The organism is Paenibacillus sedimenti, from assembly GCF_014534655.1.
GTDB classification, from domain to species: domain Bacteria; phylum Bacillota; class Bacilli; order Paenibacillales; family NBRC-103111; genus Paenibacillus_E; species Paenibacillus_E sedimenti.
Map to the genome: position 1 here is coordinate 242,739 of NZ_JACVVD010000008.1, position 18,350 is coordinate 261,088.

The 18,350-nt window shown below is 45.0% G+C and carries 15 protein-coding genes and 3 pseudogenes; 14 read left to right on the forward strand and 4 right to left on the reverse strand.

Annotated features, from left to right (window positions below; translation table 11 throughout):
* Nucleotides 1-84 precede the first annotated feature (84 nt).
* Entirely contained in the window at nt 85-2,817 is a 2,733-nt protein-coding gene (locus ICC18_RS21905; RefSeq protein WP_188176582.1) for a glycosyl hydrolase family 95 catalytic domain-containing protein, read from the forward strand.
* Nucleotides 2,818-2,925: 108 nt separating this feature from the next.
* Here ICC18_RS21905 and ICC18_RS21910 read toward each other — a convergent pair whose 3' ends face one another.
* On the reverse strand, nt 2,926-3,822 hold the full coding sequence (locus tag ICC18_RS21910; RefSeq protein ID WP_312029578.1) for an AraC family transcriptional regulator: 897 nt from the start codon (nt 3,820-3,822) through the stop codon (nt 2,926-2,928).
* Nucleotides 3,823-4,229: 407 nt separating this feature from the next.
* Between ICC18_RS21910 and ICC18_RS21915 the strand changes: the two genes are divergently transcribed.
* The 4 genes and pseudogenes from ICC18_RS21915 to ICC18_RS21925 all read left to right on the forward strand — a co-directional run bounded on the left by ICC18_RS21915 (nt 4,230) and on the right by ICC18_RS21925 (nt 7,646).
* Nucleotides 4,230-5,048 (forward strand): cache domain-containing protein, encoded by an 819-nt coding sequence (locus tag ICC18_RS21915; RefSeq protein ID WP_188176583.1) that lies wholly within the window; start codon nt 4,230-4,232, stop codon nt 5,046-5,048.
* A 222-nt stretch (nt 5,049-5,270) separates the two neighbouring features.
* Nucleotides 5,271-5,579: pseudogene (locus ICC18_RS33890) on the forward strand (histidine kinase); the annotation flags it as partial.
* A 63-nt stretch (nt 5,580-5,642) separates the two neighbouring features.
* Entirely contained in the window at nt 5,643-5,951 is a 309-nt protein-coding gene (locus ICC18_RS34815; protein ID WP_376745660.1) for a sensor histidine kinase, read from the forward strand.
* Between the two features lie 531 nt (nt 5,952-6,482).
* Nucleotides 6,483-7,646, forward strand: coding sequence for a DUF4317 domain-containing protein (locus ICC18_RS21925; protein ID WP_188176585.1), 1,164 nt, complete (start codon nt 6,483-6,485; stop codon nt 7,644-7,646).
* A gap of 109 nt (nt 7,647-7,755) precedes the next feature.
* Here ICC18_RS21925 and ICC18_RS21930 read toward each other — a convergent pair whose 3' ends face one another.
* Complete coding sequence (locus ICC18_RS21930) at nt 7,756-8,655, reverse strand: LysR family transcriptional regulator (protein WP_188176586.1); 900 nt, start codon at nt 8,653-8,655, stop codon at nt 7,756-7,758.
* Nucleotides 8,656-8,766: 111 nt separating this feature from the next.
* Here ICC18_RS21930 and ICC18_RS21935 point away from each other — a divergent pair, with 111 nt between their 5' ends.
* The 8 genes and pseudogenes from ICC18_RS21935 (at nt 8,767) to ICC18_RS21965 (ending at nt 15,134) form a co-directional block, all read left to right on the forward strand.
* On the forward strand, nt 8,767-9,066 hold the full coding sequence (locus ICC18_RS21935; RefSeq protein ID WP_223192753.1) for a YbfB/YjiJ family MFS transporter: 300 nt from the start codon (nt 8,767-8,769) through the stop codon (nt 9,064-9,066).
* Between the two features lie 154 nt (nt 9,067-9,220).
* Nucleotides 9,221-10,309, forward strand: a complete 1,089-nt coding sequence (locus tag ICC18_RS21940) for an NAD(P)H-dependent flavin oxidoreductase (RefSeq protein WP_188176587.1) — start codon at nt 9,221-9,223, stop codon at nt 10,307-10,309.
* Nucleotides 10,310-10,652: 343 nt separating this feature from the next.
* Nucleotides 10,653-10,859 (forward strand): annotated as a pseudogene (locus ICC18_RS33900) (tautomerase family protein); the annotation flags it as partial.
* Nucleotides 10,860-11,110: 251 nt separating this feature from the next.
* Nucleotides 11,111-11,257, forward strand: coding sequence for a hypothetical protein (locus ICC18_RS21950; RefSeq protein WP_188176589.1), 147 nt, complete (start codon nt 11,111-11,113; stop codon nt 11,255-11,257).
* A gap of 120 nt (nt 11,258-11,377) precedes the next feature.
* Entirely contained in the window at nt 11,378-12,163 is a 786-nt protein-coding gene (locus ICC18_RS21955; protein WP_188176590.1) for an arylamine N-acetyltransferase family protein, read from the forward strand.
* A gap of 231 nt (nt 12,164-12,394) precedes the next feature.
* Nucleotides 12,395-13,159 (forward strand): family 78 glycoside hydrolase catalytic domain, encoded by a 765-nt coding sequence (locus tag ICC18_RS21960; RefSeq protein ID WP_262495887.1) that lies wholly within the window; start codon nt 12,395-12,397, stop codon nt 13,157-13,159.
* A pseudogene (locus ICC18_RS33905) lies at nt 13,126-13,245 on the forward strand (carbohydrate ABC transporter permease); the annotation flags it as partial. The gene ICC18_RS21960 and the pseudogene ICC18_RS33905, both read left to right, overlap by 34 nt.
* A 74-nt stretch (nt 13,246-13,319) precedes the next feature.
* Entirely contained in the window at nt 13,320-15,134 is a 1,815-nt protein-coding gene (locus ICC18_RS21965) for a glycoside hydrolase family 43 protein (RefSeq protein ID WP_223192754.1), read from the forward strand.
* A 326-nt stretch (nt 15,135-15,460) separates the two neighbouring features.
* On the opposite strand, the gene ICC18_RS21970 is transcribed toward ICC18_RS21965, so the two are convergent.
* Both ICC18_RS21970 and ICC18_RS21975 read right to left on the reverse strand, forming a co-directional pair.
* Nucleotides 15,461-15,952: a GNAT family N-acetyltransferase gene (locus ICC18_RS21970; RefSeq protein WP_188176593.1), complete on the reverse strand. Its 492-nt coding sequence runs from the start codon at nt 15,950-15,952 to the stop codon at nt 15,461-15,463.
* Between the two features lie 126 nt (nt 15,953-16,078).
* A complete protein-coding gene (locus ICC18_RS21975) occupies nt 16,079-16,966 on the reverse strand; it encodes an MFS transporter (RefSeq protein ID WP_312029579.1) in 888 nt (295 codons plus the stop codon).
* A 141-nt stretch (nt 16,967-17,107) separates the two neighbouring features.
* On the opposite strand from ICC18_RS21975, the gene ICC18_RS21980 reads away from it, so the two are divergent.
* A complete protein-coding gene (locus ICC18_RS21980; RefSeq protein ID WP_188176594.1) occupies nt 17,108-18,016 on the forward strand; it encodes a LysR family transcriptional regulator in 909 nt (302 codons plus the stop codon).
* Nucleotides 18,017-18,350 lie beyond the last annotated feature (334 nt).

An 18,350-nucleotide genomic window follows, 5' to 3' on the forward strand; every position in this document is an offset into this window, starting at 1 on the left:
TATTATGTCGCTCTGAACGATTCATGGAGCTTCTCCTACTCGATATAATAATTAATATAACGAGCAGATTAGGAGAGTAATAGCATGATTAAAGGATCGGGAACCGCACGAATGTACGAAAAAGGAAATTACACTAACACCTATAAAGAAGTGCCAACAATAAATCCCGGATTAGCGTGGCGGGAAGGCATGATTAGCGGAAACGGCGAAAACGGGTATATCACGTCAGGCTCGCCGTATACGGACAGTTTTATTTTTCAATATATGTGGTACAACTATCCGTCCCGAGATCCAAGAGTGATTCCGGAAGAATTAACGGGGCAGCTTGCCGAGGCCAGATGGAATGTTTTTCATCTGAATGATCAATGGAAGATTACTTTTCCGGACGGTACAACTAGGCAAAGAACCTTTTTTTACAGCTACCATCCGGGACACCAGCTCAGATTGAGCGTGACGGATAAGGGATCCGTGTCCGGGTATGAAAGATGGACGAATTACGAGACGGCGGAAACCGGTGTGCGTTACACCGATGAATTCGGTGAGTGGATTCGAACCTCGTTTACATCCAGAGAAGACAATGTTTCGATTACGAAGATTGAACAATCCTCAGCCGGCGCAAAGATCAACATGATTATCTCCATTGACGACATCTCGGGTATGTACAAAGCGCGGGATGGCGCGTCCGAGCTTTCGGCACTCCAATACAAAAAGCTGGTGGATCCGAATGCGGCATATATCGCACAGGTTGCCCATTACCCGTCCTACCCGGGAAGCGAATTGATCGATGGCGGATATGCAGGCCTGACGCAAGTTATTGTTGTTAACGGATCCAAGAAGAGAGTACTCCTTGCTGACACGAATGAACCGATGAACGTCGGAACGGAACAAAATCCTGCGATTCAAGTGATCGATGCCGACGCCGTATATTTAATAACGCAATCGAGCAGGACATTTGATATGGGCAAAAGCGAAGATTTTGCCGGAATGACGCAATACGATATAGTTGATAATGTTTTTAAAAACACGAATGCTGTCTCGGAAAAATATAAAGATTCCTCCGGCAATTTCGATTACAACGCCGCACTTGCACCGCATGCCCAAAAACAGTCCGCAGAATTTAACGCTGTATGTTTTACGCTTCAAGGCGACGAGGATGACAAGAGCGCAGACAACTTATCGCTAATCAACGCGCAAAAGGCATCGAAAACCAAAATCAATCACGCTTTTATGGAGCAGGTGTACAACCAGGGACGATATGCCTTAATTTGTTGCAGCGGTTCAAGCGCGCCGCGGTTGTATGGAATGTGGACCGGAGAATGGAATCCCGGATGGCGTGGCATCTATACCCTCGACGCCAACGTGAATTTGCAGGTTTCCCCCATGAATACAGGCCGTTTCACGCTAGCGCAGCTTGGGTATATTACATTCTTCTTGAGAAATGCCCCCGATTTCGAATACAATGCGCGAATGTCTTACGGGATGCATGATGCGCTTCAGGTGTCTGTAAATTCGGATGGCGACCGCGGGATGCAAGTGGAATACGATAATGATTATCCATTTGAATACTGGAATGCAGGGGCAAGCTGGTGTCTGCTTCCCATCTTCGAGTATTGGCAGTGTTACGGCAACCGTCAGATTCCAATCCATGACAACATGAGAATCCATAATCTGAAACCGCTTCTCAGTGTAAAGGACGGTGGGCTGACGGATAAAGAATTCGGTCAATTAATCGAAAAGGGATATTTGGATCTGGAAAAGGATATTTTGCTTCCGCTGCTGACAAAGCAGGCTAATTTCTGGGAGCAGCTATGTACGCCGGAATATTATACGGATAAAAACGGTAATGCTTGCTATGAGAAAGGGAAGACAGCGCTAAATCCAGGCGAGAAATATATGTTGATCCCTACCTATTCGCCGGAGAATAATCCAATCGGTTACAACAGTACGATTACGGCAAATGCCACAATGGATATTTCCGCGGCGCGAGATGGTCTGTATATGGTCATAACCATGGAGAAAGCAATAAAGCGCGACGGATATGAAGACGCAGTTGCCAAATGGGAAGCGTTGCTGGCGCTGTTGCCGGATTACAAAGTCGATAAGGACGGCGCATTACGCGAATGGGCGATGAATGAATACACCGAAAACAACAATCACCGCCATTTGAGCCATCTCTACCCTGCATGGCCTGCGTATGAAACGCAGAACAATATGGATTTGATGAAAGCTGCCAATATCTCCATCGAGAACAGAAATAAATATAATACAGGGGACGCGACAGCGGGGCACGGCTGGATGCACAAGGCTCTTGTTTACGCCAGGTTAAAAAACGGTGACGGGGTCGTCTCTTCCCTTCTGCCGATGATGGCAGATTCCGGTTACTACACTTCCTTGATGACGGACCATGACACAAACAGAAGAAGCGACTGTTATTGTACGGATACCTTATTTGGTACAGTTGGAGCAGTAAATGAAGCTCTGCTATTCTCCAATACAGGTGAAATTGAAGTTCTTCCGGCGCTGCCTACCGGATGGAAATCGGGGTCCATAAACGGATTGATGGCAAGGACTCGAGTGGAAGTTAAAGAGTTAATATGGGACACCAACGTTGTACGTGTTACATTAAAATCAGTTGTAGATCATAATGAAATCAAATTAAAAGCAGGCATTCCGTGGATAAAAGCCATGGTTAACGCCCAAGAAACAAAGGCGCTTTGCGATGAATATGGTAAACATATTCGCTTAACGCTGCATTCCGGTTTAGACGTTACAGTTGATTTTATTTTGTCCGATAGATGTGATGTTCATGGTATATAATTTTTGAATGAGGTGTAACAGGACGTTTCAGAAAAACAGCAAAGGCAGATCGAGGCTATGTTGAAATCATGTAAATGATTCAGGATAGCCTCGGTTTGTAATGTGTCTTCATTGGGATGTCACATTGAGATCAGAGGGCTTGCGTAAGGAGCGATATTCCCCTGCCGAGACATTGTAGTATTTCTTAAAGGCGGCACAAAAATGTTCCAGTGAAGAAAAACCGACATGTCGCGCTATTTCGCTAATGGACATTGAGGTCATAGTAAGAAGGTGAGTAGCGGCCGTCATTCTTGCCCTGGTCTTTTTTTGGGAGAACGACATGCCATAATACTGTTGAATGGTTCTCTCCGTCTGTCTGACGCTTAGCCCCAATTTTTGGGCGAGCTGCTGAATAGTTATATCATGAAAGTCAGACAGAAAGCTGTTTTCAATGATAACGATTCTCTCGTCGTCCAAGGTTTTAAGCGGCATAGCGGAGGATGTCGGATAATTGTTTGTGTAGTTTCTGATCAGCTTGATGACAATCTGCTCGATAATATTTTGTATCGTCAGGTAGTAGCCGACATACCGGTTGGCAGTTTCATAGGAGAGCTGCTCGAACAATTGCATCAAATTCTGCTTGTCCTGACCGAACCAAAAGGTTGTTTGAACGAATTGCTCTGCAATAAAGGACAGCTCCGGATCATCGTTACTTTGATTGGCCAACACTTCAAAGCATATGCAGTATTCCGCCATAGGGTCGGAAAGATCCGTAATTTGCTCGTGCACAATATCCGGGCCAGTCATGTATAGCGTGCCAGGATGTATCGGATATTTGGAGCCGCTTGCTACCAAGATTCCTTGTCCTCGAGGAATATAATGCAGTTCATAGCTTTTCATGCTATGGCTGTGTTCGAGAAAGGATTGATAAAAGTACCCGAATCTGACATACAGAACGTTTAATAATAACCCGCCTAACGAAATCTTGACGTTCATATTTTCGACACTAACTTTCGGGAGCTCCACTTGATCAATCCCTTCTTTGCAGATTCTTGGTTTTGTTCCCTAAAATGACCTCGAGATGTCCTTTACACTTCATTATGTGTGTCCAATAATCTTAACGCAAGTTCGCACTTAACAATAACGAAAATTCCCAAATATCCAAAGAGGGAAAGAGTTTTTCCCAAATGACAGCAGTGAGCCAAAAACCCGACGTGGCGGGATTTTGCTGTAGTAAACATCTGTGAAATCCCATGATTTGTCCGAGTTGGAAGTCGTTTATGGAAAATACCGGCACCACTTTACTTGAGGATTATTATCGTTTATAGGTGCTCCTCTCAAGGTTTTTGGGTTTCTTGGCAGATTCCATTATCCTTGGTTTGGCGCACCTTTACAATTGTTTCGAAATCCAGGATAAAAAAAGGACATGTCACATGAAACTATCCTATTTGAAAAAACTTCCCATCATGCTGCAGCTATCTTTACTAGGTTTATTCATTGTTGCGGTTATGCTTTCGATCATGGCGGCGAATTATTATAGTGCGATCAATGTTGTAAAGAGGAATAACAGCGATTATATCAAAGGTGTTATTTCGCAGCTGAATCAATCCATTTCTGCGAATAGCAAAGATATTCAAAGAATTATTGAAACGGTTGCCTACAACGGACAAACCGTACAAAACTATTTGACTGCTACTAATTTAGCCCAAAAGGTTGAATTGTTTTCCCAGTTGAAGGCTTATTTGTCAGATATGGCGGGAATGAAATCGGGAATTCTGGATATCGCGCTAGTCGAAAAAAATGGCGCTGTCTCCAATCTCCTTGCCAATACGGATCAACTCGCAGCAATTTCCCGGGAGATTCCGCGAAATAACTTGTCCTATTTTTTGGGACTTAAAATGATTGGTTTTCCTTACCATGAAACGCCGGTATTGGTGGCGGGAGCACCTATCTACTCAATAACTGATTTTGATGCCGACAAAAATGAACTCGGCACTTTGCTGCTGGTATTAGATAATCGATTGCTTTTCGGCGACGGCAAGCCTGTCAATTTACCCGAGGGTGCCTTAGTCTACATGGATGATCGTAACGGAAGGCTATTTTATACGAATGACGATTCAAGCAATCTGGGGGAGCCGATTCCCAAAGATAAATTGTTGAATCCTAACAGTCAATATATGATTCAGAGGGAAGCTATTCCGGATTTGGGCGGTGAAATTGTTATCGCCATGCCGAATCGTGTGCTCCTGTAAGGTCTTAATGAGATTCGTCGACAGCAGCTTATCATGGTCGCAATCGCACTTTTATTGATGATCATACCTCTTCTGTACGTAAGCAACAACATTCTGCAGCCTTTGAAGAAGTTTATGAGGCTGATGGGAGAAGTGAGTCTCGGTGAAAAAAAACATCTCAGCAAACGAATCACAGTAGATGGTTATGCAGAAATGATTATTATGGCTTCTCGTTTCAATGAAATGTTGGCGGAAATTGAGAAGTTGACGGATCATTTGCTGGAAAGCAAGCGTGTCCTCTACGAGACGGAATTGATTAAACGGAGAGCGGAACTCAGCTTTTTGCAAAGCCAAATCAACCCCCATTTTTTATACAATACGCTGGAATCGATTAAAGGGCTTGCTGTGAGACAGAATTCTTCACAAATATTCGAACTTACAAAAGCGCTCTCCTTGTTTTTTCGTTACAGTATCAAGGGACCCGATATGATTTCGCTGGAAGAAGAATTGAGCATTATTAAAAACTATATCTTCATTCATCAAATCCGGTTTGGGAATCGATTACAAGTGGAATATGACATTCGCACGGAATGCCTTGGATGTCTTGTCCCAAAAATGATCCTTCAACCCATCGTGGAGAACGCCATCAAACATGGTATTGAGCCGCTCGAACGAACCGGATTATTGGTGATTAAAGGAAATAGGCACGGGGAGAACCTGCATCTCTCGGATACGTTCAAAGAACGTATTCGCCGTCGACCGATCATTGAGCATAAGAATGCAGAACTGAAAAGGTATCACGGGATGACCAGGGCCAAATACCGAGGTTTATTTCGCATGCGAATGCAGGCCCTGCTTACCGCTTTCGTTGTAAATGCAAAGCGGATGGTGAAGTTAATAGAACAAATGCAGCCCGCCTCTTAGGAGAGAACGGACTGCATTTTTGTTTTTTTACCCTCAATTTTGGGAAAAAACCTTCATTTTCATGGATTTCATTATAAAACCAAGGTATTTTGCAGGGCTCCCCAATAATGGGGGGCTCCTTACAATGACAGTACTTTCTTTCTTTTTTTGCGCCGCTTTCTTTTTTGTGGTGTCATATTTATTGAGAAAATTTTCAGAAGTAGTGAGGATAGGATAGGTTCTTAAAATTGTTGAGAAATCTATAATTATGAATTAACATACAGGAAGTAGTTCATCCAAGTGATAGGAAAGAACATGTACGCTTCATAAGTAGTGTCAATTAACGCTATATTTTCAATTACGAGACATTGGAGTTCTGTTCACTCTTAGTTTGGAACGGAAATAAAGGGAAGTAACGGTGGAAGCCCTTCTCATGAAGGGCTTTTGTGTTGATGTGAATACTCAGGAAGGCAGGTCATCCGTTACATATTTTCAGTGCCATGGTTTATTCTGGTAAGGCTATTACACTTCTAAGGAGTTGACTGACGAATCATGATAAAGAAAGAAATCGCGCATATTCGCAAGCAATTTAAATTGGATCACGACATGCTTCATATTTTCGAAATTTTTAACGTGTATATCATGAAGGAAAGCAACGAGATCTACCATTACGAGCGCCAGCCGTTTGCCCTATTGGACAGGGAGAAGCAGGAACTATATATGGTCAATTTCAAAAAACTGCTGACTGGCGAATTAGATCAGAAGATGTTCGAGTTAAAGTTTCAAGAGGAAGCGGAGCAGCCTACGCAGGTGCTTCTCCATCAAGGTTTGGTGACCGGTGATTCGGAAGAATGGCAAGATCTAATGCTCTTGTTGGTGGAGAAAATGTTGGTGGATACCCAATACGAACAGGATACGGTGGTTACTTTCGTCCGCGGACAATATTCCCGGCCGACCAAGATCAGGAACGAAGAAGCCGATGAGAGCGAAAAGGACGAGATGTTCGCGAATCTGTTCATTCTGTGCAGCGTGAATTCTACGGAACAACAGCGGAAAACGCTCATGTTTGATTATGTCGAGAAGGAATTTAAGTATAATGTCTTCGTAGACCCGATCATCAAATTGAACTCGCCGGAGCAAGGTTTTTTCTACCCTAGCGTGACGGACAACTATTCCGACGTAAATCGCATTTTGTATTGCGCGGGGAAAGCGAATGAACCGAATCTGCAATTCATCGAGCAAGTCTTAAATGCCGAGAAGACCTTGACGGCGCTAGAAGAGAGGGCCATTTTTGAGGACATCGTGAAGGAAGTGGCGGGCGAACAACTTGATGCCGCTACGATCGCTCATGTTTACGAGGAAATTCATCGGGTCATCGAGTCCCACGAGGAAGAAGAGCCTCCCAAGCTGGATTATAAAGATGTGGAACGAATGCTGACGGTGAGCGGCGTGGAGGACGTAACGATGGAAAAGGTGGAACGAGCGTTCCAAACGGTCGTCGACGACAAAAACTATGAAATCAAAGCGAGCAGCGTCATTCCGAAGTTCACTTCGAAATCGATTAAGATTGATACGAAGGTAGCCACGATTTCTGTCAGTCCGCAAGATTTAAAGTACGTGAGACAGGTGAATTATCAAGGAAAACGATGTATCTTGATCGAGGTTGACGAAGACGCCGTGATCGAAGGATTTACGCTCATTACGGAGACGTTGTAAAGTGACATTCGAGAGGTCGCGAACATTTAGACCAGCCTTAAAGTACTGGCAAGGGAGAACTGTCCGACATGTACCATCCAACACCAAAGCTTCTTACGACTTTTTAAGATTATTTTGCTTGAATAAAAGAGGGTTCCATAAGGTTGAACCTACGTTTTGCAATCTGGATAAACTCAGACACAGCTACAGTTTCATAGGCATCTTTGCGGCGAATGAAAAGAGTCGGTGTTTTGCAGAGCTTTTCCGAGATTTTTTGAGATCGCAAGTTATATTGAACCAAGGCTCTCTCAACCACCGAGCGGGGTAAAAGGGAGACCCCGAGGCCGGCGTGAATACACCCAAGGATTCCCTCCAATGTTCCGAATTCCATGATCTTAGCAGGAATAATTCCTTTTAAATGTAACCAATCCTCGAGTTTTCGGCGGTAAGAACAACCAACACGAAAAACCAGTAAAGTTAGATTTCGCAATTGTTCCGGCCGATCAATTGAGGGGAATTGTCCTCCTGAGATGAGTGCAAGTTCCTCAACCCCAACCTCTATAATATCGAGCTCTGCATGCTCAACTGGCGCAGCTACAAATGCTCCATCCAATTCGTACTTCAACACTAAATGGATGAGTTCTTCCGTCGTTCCGGTTTTTACTGTCAAATCGACCTCAGGATAAGACTTATGGTAATCTGTGAGAATATATGGCAGCCGAATGGCTGCTGTGGTTTCAAGCGATCCGATCCGAAGTGTCCCTCTTGGAATCGAGTTATCTGCCACGACACGTTCCGCCTCTTGCGTAAGAAAGACAATTTTCTCTGCATAGGACTTTAGTGCCTCACCGGATGTTGTGAGCCGAACCCCATGCCGCCCACGGCGGAATAGTTCTGTTTTTAGTTCACTTTCGAGCTGCTGGATACGGATACTTATACTCGACTGAACGTATTCCAATTTCTCGGCCGCCCTGGTAATACTCCCCTCGTTTGCAACAGCCAGAAAAATCTGCATGTCCCGGATGTCCACCGTCATTCCTCCGTTCAAGATATTGAAAATTTTGATGTTTAATATTGTTTATATTCATTTTACACGATATCCATGGAGAGCTACAATGAATTTAGAAAGGGGTTTCTCTCCATGGAGAATGCAGGAACTAAACATACGAAAATGTTTGAATCCACCAAGACCATGATAGGTGGATTTGTTATGCTCATCATCATCATTGCAATGGGGATCGGACGTTTTTCATACACTTCCATACTTCCATTGATGCAATCACAAGCTCATCTTTCCGTCACGGAATCCAGGTATTTGGCCGGAAGTAATAACTTCGGTTACCTTATTTCCGCCTTTGGCGCAGGGTTCATAACTTGGGAAACCCGGAGATCTTATCATCTTAGGATTCAATTGCTGCTCTGCATCATTTTTGGCGCATAGTTACAGCCTGTCGCTCATTCTTGCTACTTTGGTGCTCGTTATCGCTGTTATGATATTGATAACCGGTGCAGTCAATACCAATAAAAAGGGATTGTTAAGAAACATTTAATAAGTTTCGCATTAATTCAAAACCAATAACAGGAGGCGTTCAACCGTGTTTGAAACTGAGTTAACACGCACGCTAAAAATTCGATACCCGATATTCCAAGCACCGATGGCAGGTGGGCCCACGACGCCCGACTTAGTAGCAGCAGTTTCAAATGCCGGAGGCTTAGGCAATCTGGGAGCCGGATACTTAACGCCGGAACAACTCCGCGGCGCGATCCAAAAGATCAGAGAATTAACAGACCAGCCTTTCGGAGTAAACTTGTTTGTACCTGAGCAACCGGAAGAATCGGAAGAAGCAGTCGTTCAAATGACAGATTATCTCAATAAATACCGTGTCAAACTTGGCATTGCTCAAAATCCATCCATTCTGAAGTCTTCGGAATCGTTCGACGATCAAGTGCAAGTATTGCTTGAAGAGAAGATCCCGGTATTTAGTTTCACTTTTGGTATACCACCACATGACGTGATCCAAGCCATGAAGCAGTGTGGTACTGTCGTAATAGGCACTGCAACAACAGTTGAGGAAGCTAAACATTTGGAAGTGGCCGGCGTAAACGCAATTGTGGCTCAGGGATGTGAAGCAGGAGGTCACCGAGGCACATTCTTGAAAAATGTTTCCGAATCACTGATTGGCACCATGGCTCTTGTTCCACAGATTGTAGATCATGTATCGATTCCGGTCATCGCATCGGGGGGCATCATGGATGGAAGGGGACTTGTAGCGAGCCTCGCATTAGGGGCCGCTGCTGTAAAGATGGGCACTGCGTTTCTGGCGTGTCCGGAGAGCGGCGCACATGAAACGTACAAACGGAAGATCCTCTCAGCTAATGAGGACTCCACTGAAATTACTTGCGCATATTCGGGCAAAGCGGCAAGAGGTATTCGAACAAAATTTATGAATGACATGCATCAGTATCCCGGAACAATCCCTGCTTACCCAATACAAAACGCTATGACGCGAGACATTCGACAGGCAGCTGCAAAATCGAATGACCCTGAGTATATGTCACTCTGGGCGGGGCAGGGTCTTAGGTTAGCCAAAGACCAATCTGCAGCTGAAATCGTCAAACAAACCATCGAGCAAGCAGATGCCTTTGTCAAAAAGAGTTTCCTCTATGCAGGGGAACGGTTCTGATTCGAGCACTCGTGTCAGCACAAGAGGGCTCCACTAAATAACACGCGCATTTTCAGGCAAAGCGGCAAGAGGTATTCGAACAATTTTGATATATGAAAGCTTAAGTTATTATTTGTAAATGGGAGGGTTTAAATTGACGACATATCATATATGTCTCGACCCGGAAATGACGAAAAACAACTAGATTTAATTTTTGATTACTAAAATAATGTAAAGATGTACCCACTCTTTCAACAGTATCTTCGCGAATATCAACCACCGTTTCTGGCAACTTGGGGTAAAAATGATGTTTCATTTATAACGCCAGAAATTTATATTTCAATATTGAAGGAGAAAAGAATGTATGCCTTTACTTCGTTTTGACCTTATAGAAGGTCGAGATAAAGCAAGTCTGAAAAAACTTTTAGAAGTTGTTCATACTGTTGTCGTAGAAGTTTTCGACGTTCCTCAGCGTGACCGTTATCAAATTGTTCATGAACACCCAGCAGCATATATGATTATTGAAGATACAGGGTTAGGACTTAACCGCACCAATAATTTAGTTGTTTTATTAAATATACGGCGTCGGCTCGATCACTTGAATCGCAGGATTCTGTTCTGTTCCAACATTCATCGGTTCATCCGTGTCAGCAAGCATCACTCTCTTCTTGTGCCGTTAATGACAATAACCTGTGTTAGGCCGGCATAGCCCCCGCCGGGGGAGAAACCTGAGAAGATGCAAGTGTTGAACCGCGCGAGAATATGGAATGGCAGCGATTCGTCCTAAACTGGTGTCCAAGATCTGTGGGAGAATATTGTGTGATGGCACGATCGATTGATGAAAGAGGAAACGAGCAGCCCTTAACGCAAAAGAGTAATCAAGACTCGCTTGTAATGATATTCATAGAACAACCCAGAGGTATTAAAAGAAAAGATGAAGTTGTGCTAACGGAGAAAGCGTTAAAATAATGCCGTTGAACTAGCGCTAAACAACTCCAAACAAAGGCAGCCGCGAAAAATGAACGGCAGCCTTATTCAGTTCATGTTAAAATTATTTCGTACACAGTTTGTTAGGAGGTAAATGATTTAATGGACAAGTTAGATTTGCTATTTCGTCATAGAATAGGTATCTTAAAAAACGAAATATTAACTTTTGAAAACTTAGACATTGTTCTTGAAAAGACTGCAAGAGAAATCCCATTTGAAAATTTATGCGTAATTGAAAATAGAACTACTGACATTACAAAAGAGAATCTAATCGACAAAATAATCAAAAGAAATGAGGGAGGGCTTTGTTATGAGCTAAATTCTATTTTATATTTATTTTTAATTGAAAATTTCTTTAATACAACCCTTGTTAGAGGTGTTACTTATGACCATGTTGGACAACGATGGAGCGCGACAGGAAGAACACATGTACTCAATATCATAACTCACGATGGACAACAATATTTGGTCGACACCGGATTTGGAGGGAACTTACCGCTAAAGCCAGTCCCATTAAATGGGGACATTGTTATATCCAATAATGGTAAATTTAAAGTAGAAAAAGCGGACAGTGAGTACGGTGATTACTTTTTGTATATGAGGTTGAAACATAAACATGATTGTTGGAAACTAGGGTATGTGTTTGATTCCACAGTTGTAGTTAAGGATCTTTCGGAACTGAATGAGGTACAGAGGATAATAGCGGAGCATCAAGAATCTCGTTTTAATAAGAGACCATTAATCACTAGGCAAAGTCAACGAGGAAACATAATTCTAACGGATACCTCGTTCACCGAATGGATTGATGGAAAAGAAGATAAAAAAGAAATTGACAAAAACTTATTTAAAGAGATACTTATGGATAAGTTTGGCATAAACTCTTTGTAGGAAGAATCCATGATAATCATCATTTTATTTTTGTCCTAATTGAGTCCAATACTTTCTTATGGACACTATTAGAGTAAAGAACTTTATTTTTTGAACGAAAATTTATTGTCTAATAAAAGTTTTGTTACTATTGAAATATGAGTAAAACCCGCGAAAGCCCCGTTCGATTCACAGGCTTGTTGACGATCATTATGTAGTCGATTTTGGGAAGAAATAACGGGCCAATTCATGATGGAAGCCGAAGGCAGGAATGGCGGGAATATAGAAATCCGGTGCGGGGAAGAACTGGATGCGGATGGGGTTCATGTCCGGTACAAGCTGAGATGCAACTGTACATATCTGGAGTTTTGGACCTTGTCCGGAGGGAGAGATGTGCTCGAGTTTTTCGACTACAAGGCGTTCCGGTACGTGGAAGTAATCGGCGGAGGCTTGGCGCTCGAACCGCAGCATTTTGCCGCCGTTGTCAGGCATTATCCGATGGATGACGACAACTGCTCGTTTTCGACCTCTCACGCCCGGCTGGACTCCATCTGGCGCATATGCAGCAATGCGGTTAATTACGGGACGCAGGAGCAGTTCATGGAATGCCCGACACGCGAAAAAGGGCAATATCTCGGCGACAATACGATCATTGCCCACTCGCATATGTACCTCAGCGGAGATTACCGGTTGACCCGCAAAGCGCTGCGGGATTTCGCCTTGTCGGTAAAAGCGGTATGTCCGGGCCTGCTCGCTGTCGCTCCCGGCAGCTTCATGCAGGAAATCGCCGATTTTTCGCTGCAATGGCCGCTGCAGCTGTTGCAATACGCCAAGCAAAACGGCGATCTTGAGTTCGCCTTAGAGATGCTGCCGGTTGCCGAAGGGATCGCAGCTTATTTTAGACAGTACGAGCGGGAAGACGGACTGCTTCAGGATGTGAAAGAAGGAGGATCCGGGAACTCGGGTTCGGCCAGCAGGTGCAGATCGGCGAAACAATCAAGTATGCAACCATTATGATCGCTACGCTCCCGATCTTATTCGTCTATCCACTTATTCAGAAGTACTTTGTCAAAGGGGTTATGATTGGCGCGTTAAAAGGATAAGGCCGTATTAGCCGGTTGGGTTATTTAGCTCAACTGAAGTTATGCGTCTTGATAACATTAAGGAGGTCTTTATTTTGTCAGTACATAATAGCAGATATTCAGGTTATCTTTTAGTGCACTTTATCGGAGAACAGCCTGACGGCGAGCAGGTTTATTTCTCCTACAGTGAGGACGGCCTGCATTGGAAAGACCTGAACGCGGGCCTACCGGTTCTGCGTTCCGAACTGGGGGAACAAGGCGTAAGGGATCCGTTTTTAGTACGCTCGCCCAAGGAGGACAAGTTTTATCTGATTGCCACGGATCTCCGTATCGCAAATGGAAAGGGCTGGTCTGCAGCATCATCAGTCGGAAGCCGCGACATTATCATTTGGGAATCCGCCGACCTGGTGCATTGGTCTTCACCGTGGGCAGTCACGCTTGGCGTACCGGGCGCCGGCTGCGTTTGGGCGCCTGAGGCCATTTATGACGAAACCTCGGACGATTTCTTTGTGTTTTGGGCCTCAGCGACGCAGGAACCGCATGAAAAAGAGCGGAAACAAAAAATCTATAGCGCTCGTACCAGGGATTTTCGCAGTTTTACAGCGCCTGAAAAGTATATTGAACGGGAAAACCACATCATTGACACCACAATCATTGCCCATAACGGTACCTACTACCGTTTTTCCAAGGATGAAACGACTAAGAATATCCGGGTCGAAAAAGGCACATCTCTGGATAAGGACTCATTTACCAATCTGCACGCTCCGGCTTTGGAAGAATTGTTTGGTGTGGAAGGCCCGCAAATATATAAGCTTAACGACCGCGATGAGTGGTGCCTTATTGTGGATCGCTTTGCAGAAGGAAAGGGCTACCTCCCCCTGCTAACTTCCGATCTTGAAGGCGGTGTATTCCAGGTTCTGCCGGAAGGGACGTTCGATTTGGGGAAAACCAAGAAACGCCACGGCGGAGTCCTCCCAATTACCACTGCTGAATGCAGCCGCCTACTGGCGGCGTTTGGCGACGGACATCAGGTGCTGCCCGGACAATTCGCCGACCCTGATCTTGCGAAGTTCGGCGACCGCTATTACCTTTATCCTACAACCGATGGCTTCACAGGCTGGTCGGGCACGCAATTTCATGCGTTTTCTTCCTCAGACATGCGTATTTGGAGAGACGAAGGCATGATTTTGGATCTGGCCACGGAAGATGTACCCTGGGCTGTCGGCAGCGCATGGGCTCCGGCCATTGCCAGCAAAGATGGTAAATATTACTTTTATTTCTGTGGCAAAATGAAAAGCGGAGAGAGCGCCATAGGTGTTGCGGTTGCCGAGTCTCCGGAAGGCCCGTTTTGCGCGCATCCGCAGCCGCTAGTTACCATGGAACAGACGAAACGTCTTGGTATCGCCATGGGACAAGTCATTGACCCATCTGTCTTTATTGAGGATGACGGTAGGGCTTACCTATTGTTTGGAAATGCACACCCTGCAATTGTACAGCTCGGCGATGATATGATAAGCGTAATTGAGGATACGATGGAGAATCTTGTCGGCCTGCTCGACTTCCGGGAGGCGGTCACCGTTCTCAAGCGCGGCGGACAGTATCACTTCACGTGGTCCTGCGACGATACCGGCAGCGATGATTACCACGTGAACTATGGCACGGCGGAGCATCTATACGGGCCGGTAACTTACCGTTACCCGATTCTTCTCAAAAATAAAGAAAAGGGTATGCTCGGCACCGGGCATCATTCGATTCTCCAGGAGCCGGGCACCGATAAGTATTGGATTGCTTATCACCGGTTTGTCACGCCGCTGACCAGGTTTACACAAGGAAAAGGCTATCATCGCGAAGTCTGTATCGACCCACTCGCCTTCGGCGAGGATGAGCTGATGCAGCAGCTGCAGTTGTAGAGGATTAATCTTATGAAAATTTCGTAAGCATCAAACAGCCCCCATCTTGAATAAGGATGAGGGCTTTGGTCGGCTAGAAGGTTAAGTCACCCGATGGGTGATTTTTTTTTATTTGTTTTTTCTTCATGGTCTTCGCAGTTTTTATTGCGAATAATTTCCATATGAACGTGTCGAAGATAGTAATACGAGATGTTGATGGAAAGGAGCATGAAACACATGGATTACGATATCGGGTGTTGGGTCGAAGGGAGGCATCCATCCCGAACGCGGTAGCGTGGCCCGCGATGAGCTCGGCTTCCTCCCTATAAGATGACCATTCCTAAAGTCTATAAAAACCGTTGATAAAATGAAATGTCGTGCCACTCTCCAAATTTATATCCGACTTCGCGAAAAGTTCCGACAAAAGTAAAACCCAGCTTTTCATGCAAGCGAACGCTGCCCTTATTCTCGCCGACAATTCCTGCAATGATGACATGGTGGTCTATAGATTTAGCCAGTTCCAGTATCTCCTGGAGAAGGATCCGCCCAATTCCTTTGCCCTGCATAAGTTCATCGATATAAATGGATACTTCTACCGTATGTGAATAAGCGGGTTTTTGCCGAAATGGCAGGATTCCGCAATATCCGGCCACTTTCCCTTCGACCTCTGCGACGAGTAACGGATGACGATCATCGAATTTGGCAAACCAGTCCAGTCTCTGTTCAAGAGATTGCACTTCTAAATCAAAAGTCGCCGCCGACTTACGAATAACCTCATTGTAGATTGTTAACATGAACGGCACGTCTGCTTCTACTGCTTTCCTAACGGTCAGTCCCATTTTACGGCTCCTCTTCTTTCTAAAAATTTGTCGGTTGCGCAATCAGGCAGCCGCAGACTTACGAAAACGGCAAGCGCCAATAAACCGGACGCGATCCCAAAGGAGAAAAAATGCGTCCCAAAAAACTCATATCCCCATCCTGCAGCAAAGATACCAACCGCCCCTCCGATCTGATGAATGAAATAGCTCCAGCCGTATAAAACTCCCAGCCATCGGAGACCGTATACGGTTCCGAGAATGGCAGAAGAAAGCGCCGTGCTCCCAGCCCATACAAGCCCTCCGAAGGCCGACACCGCATACAATTGCCATGCTAATTTGCAAAAAAGGCCGTGTCACGAGGGCATCCGTCCATTTATTTAATGAAATCATCGGCGCCGAAATATCGGTCCGATTTGTCTTGATTTGTCCGGGGAGTAGGTCCGTGTAAACGGGAGCATCGTCACTCAGAATTAGCGTAGAGGGAACAATCAAAACAAGAAACAAGCCTGCGAGCAGCAGCAAAGTTATCCGCCATCCGACCCACTCAATCATGGATGTAAAAGCAGGCGTCATTGTTGCGATCCCTCCCATCGCCCCGGTAGACAAATAAAATAGCGCCTTTCCTCTCTGCCTTGTAAACCACTTGCTTACGATAGGAGTTACTGCGATCGGACTTGTGAAAGAAAGGCCGAAGGATAGTAAAATGCCATAAGCGAGCGTAAAGCTGACCGGGTCTGTCGTACAGACCGTCCAAACCGTGGAAACGGCTATGATGGCTGTTCCTGCCAACAAAACAAAACGTGTACCGAGTTGGCCGACGGGATAACCGGCTATAGGCATACCAATCCCGTACACGATCATACTAACGGCAAAAATAGAAGACAGAAGCGTGCGACTTATCCCCAGGCTGTCCAACATCGGCTTGAAAAAGGGCCCTGCTCCAAGACGTGTACCTACCGTCAGCATCGTAATCATTGAAGTGACAATGACAATATTCCATCCAAAATACCACTTTCCCGCATTTGCCGGTCTCACCTTTTAGCCTCCCATGCTAACGTAATCTAACTGTGTGTCGTTGATGATTACATTACTACGGTTCAATTGATAAGGAAAAGACATTTATGTTATTGTAGCAATAAGATTTACTTATATCTTGGAGAACAGGTGGTCTAGGAAATGGAGCTTAGACAATTAGTTTACTTCGTCGAGGTCGCGAGACTAAACAATTTAACGCGAGCGGCCGAGCGGCTGAGGGTTGCCCAACCGGCGCTCTCGCAGCAGATCGGGAACCTGGAACGGGAGCTCGGCGTCAGGCTTTTTAACCGCTCCGGCCGCGGTGTAACGCTTACAGAGGCAGGAAAGAATTTCTTTATCGGTGCGGAAAAGACTTTGGCGGAGGCGGAGAGGGCCAAAGATTCCGCCAAAGGATTCATCAATCAGCCGAGAGGGAGGGTAACGGTAGGGGCGTTAGAATCTTTGGTGCAAACCAGACTGCCGCGAATGCTGGTAGCGTTCGGGCAGGAGTATCCGGGGATTAAAGTGTTTATCAGGGAGAACACGACCGGCCCGCTGCTTGAAGCTCTTAAGAAGGGCGAATTGGATCTCGCATTTGCCCACGCCTGGGACGATCAACATTTGCCGCAGTTGGAACACTTAATTCCCCCGCCTGGGGTTTGCGCGAAAGCGCTGTATGACGATGAATTAGTTCTAGCCGTTGCCAAAGGACATCCGCTAGAGAAACGCAAAGCGGTTTCGATCAGGGAATTAAGGGAGGAATCGTTCGTATCCTTTAAAGAAGGATCGGGTATCCGTTCGCTTGTATTTACGGCGTGCATCAAAGAGGGTTTTGTGCCGATCATTACCTACGAGTGCGCATCTCCGCGGATACTGGTTGCAGAGGGACTCGGGCTTTCGGTACTCCCGCGTCTGATGGCGGAAACGCCGGGTCCGACAATTTCGATTATCCCTCTGGACCCTCCTCTTTCGCGTTCGGTTGCTGTCTTTTTCTTCGAAGGACGTTATCTCTCGCCGGCTGCCGAGATTTTTTTGCGTTACGCGGAAAAGTATCTGGGTTCGGAATCTTAATACTAGAAAGTTATCGAATTCGACTGAATAAGGGCGGGTATCAACGCATCCTTCCAATTATAGTTTTGGAGGTCAGCGGAATCTTGTGCAGCAACGACTATTTGGATTCAAAAAGCCTTTGATAGTCTAGATAAAAAGCTATTACATAATTTAATAGGATCATATAGAATGAAAAAGTTTTAAATAGAAAAAACTAAATAATTCATCATAAAGCATCTTCCAAAAAATCGCTTTAAAAGCGATTTTTTTGTTTTTTAAAATAAAAAAATAATTCATAAATGATGCATAATTATGCATTCCCAATAAAGCGGATGAAAGCGGAAGGTTTGACGCC

Bases quoted from the DNA above. Each gene is read 5' to 3' on its own strand.
- ICC18_RS21960 (WP_262495887.1), top strand. From the start codon at position 12,395: ATGGAAGCCGAAGGCAGGAATGGCGGGAATATAGAAATCCGGTGCGGG.
- ICC18_RS34815 (WP_376745660.1), top strand. From the start codon at position 5,643: ATGATCCTTCAACCCATCGTGGAGAACGCCATCAAACATGGTATTGAG.
- ICC18_RS21955 (WP_188176590.1), top strand. From the start codon at position 11,378: ATGGACAAGTTAGATTTGCTATTTCGTCATAGAATAGGTATCTTAAAA.
- ICC18_RS21970 (WP_188176593.1), bottom strand. From the start codon at position 15,952: ATGGGACTGACCGTTAGGAAAGCAGTAGAAGCAGACGTGCCGTTCATG.
- ICC18_RS21950 (WP_188176589.1), top strand. From the start codon at position 11,111: ATGGCACGATCGATTGATGAAAGAGGAAACGAGCAGCCCTTAACGCAA.
- ICC18_RS21980 (WP_188176594.1), top strand. From the start codon at position 17,108: ATGGAGCTTAGACAATTAGTTTACTTCGTCGAGGTCGCGAGACTAAAC.
- ICC18_RS21915 (WP_188176583.1), top strand. From the start codon at position 4,230: ATGAAACTATCCTATTTGAAAAAACTTCCCATCATGCTGCAGCTATCT.
- ICC18_RS21935 (WP_223192753.1), top strand. From the start codon at position 8,767: ATGGAGAATGCAGGAACTAAACATACGAAAATGTTTGAATCCACCAAG.
- ICC18_RS21905 (WP_188176582.1), top strand. From the start codon at position 85: ATGATTAAAGGATCGGGAACCGCACGAATGTACGAAAAAGGAAATTAC.
- ICC18_RS21925 (WP_188176585.1), top strand. From the start codon at position 6,483: ATGATAAAGAAAGAAATCGCGCATATTCGCAAGCAATTTAAATTGGAT.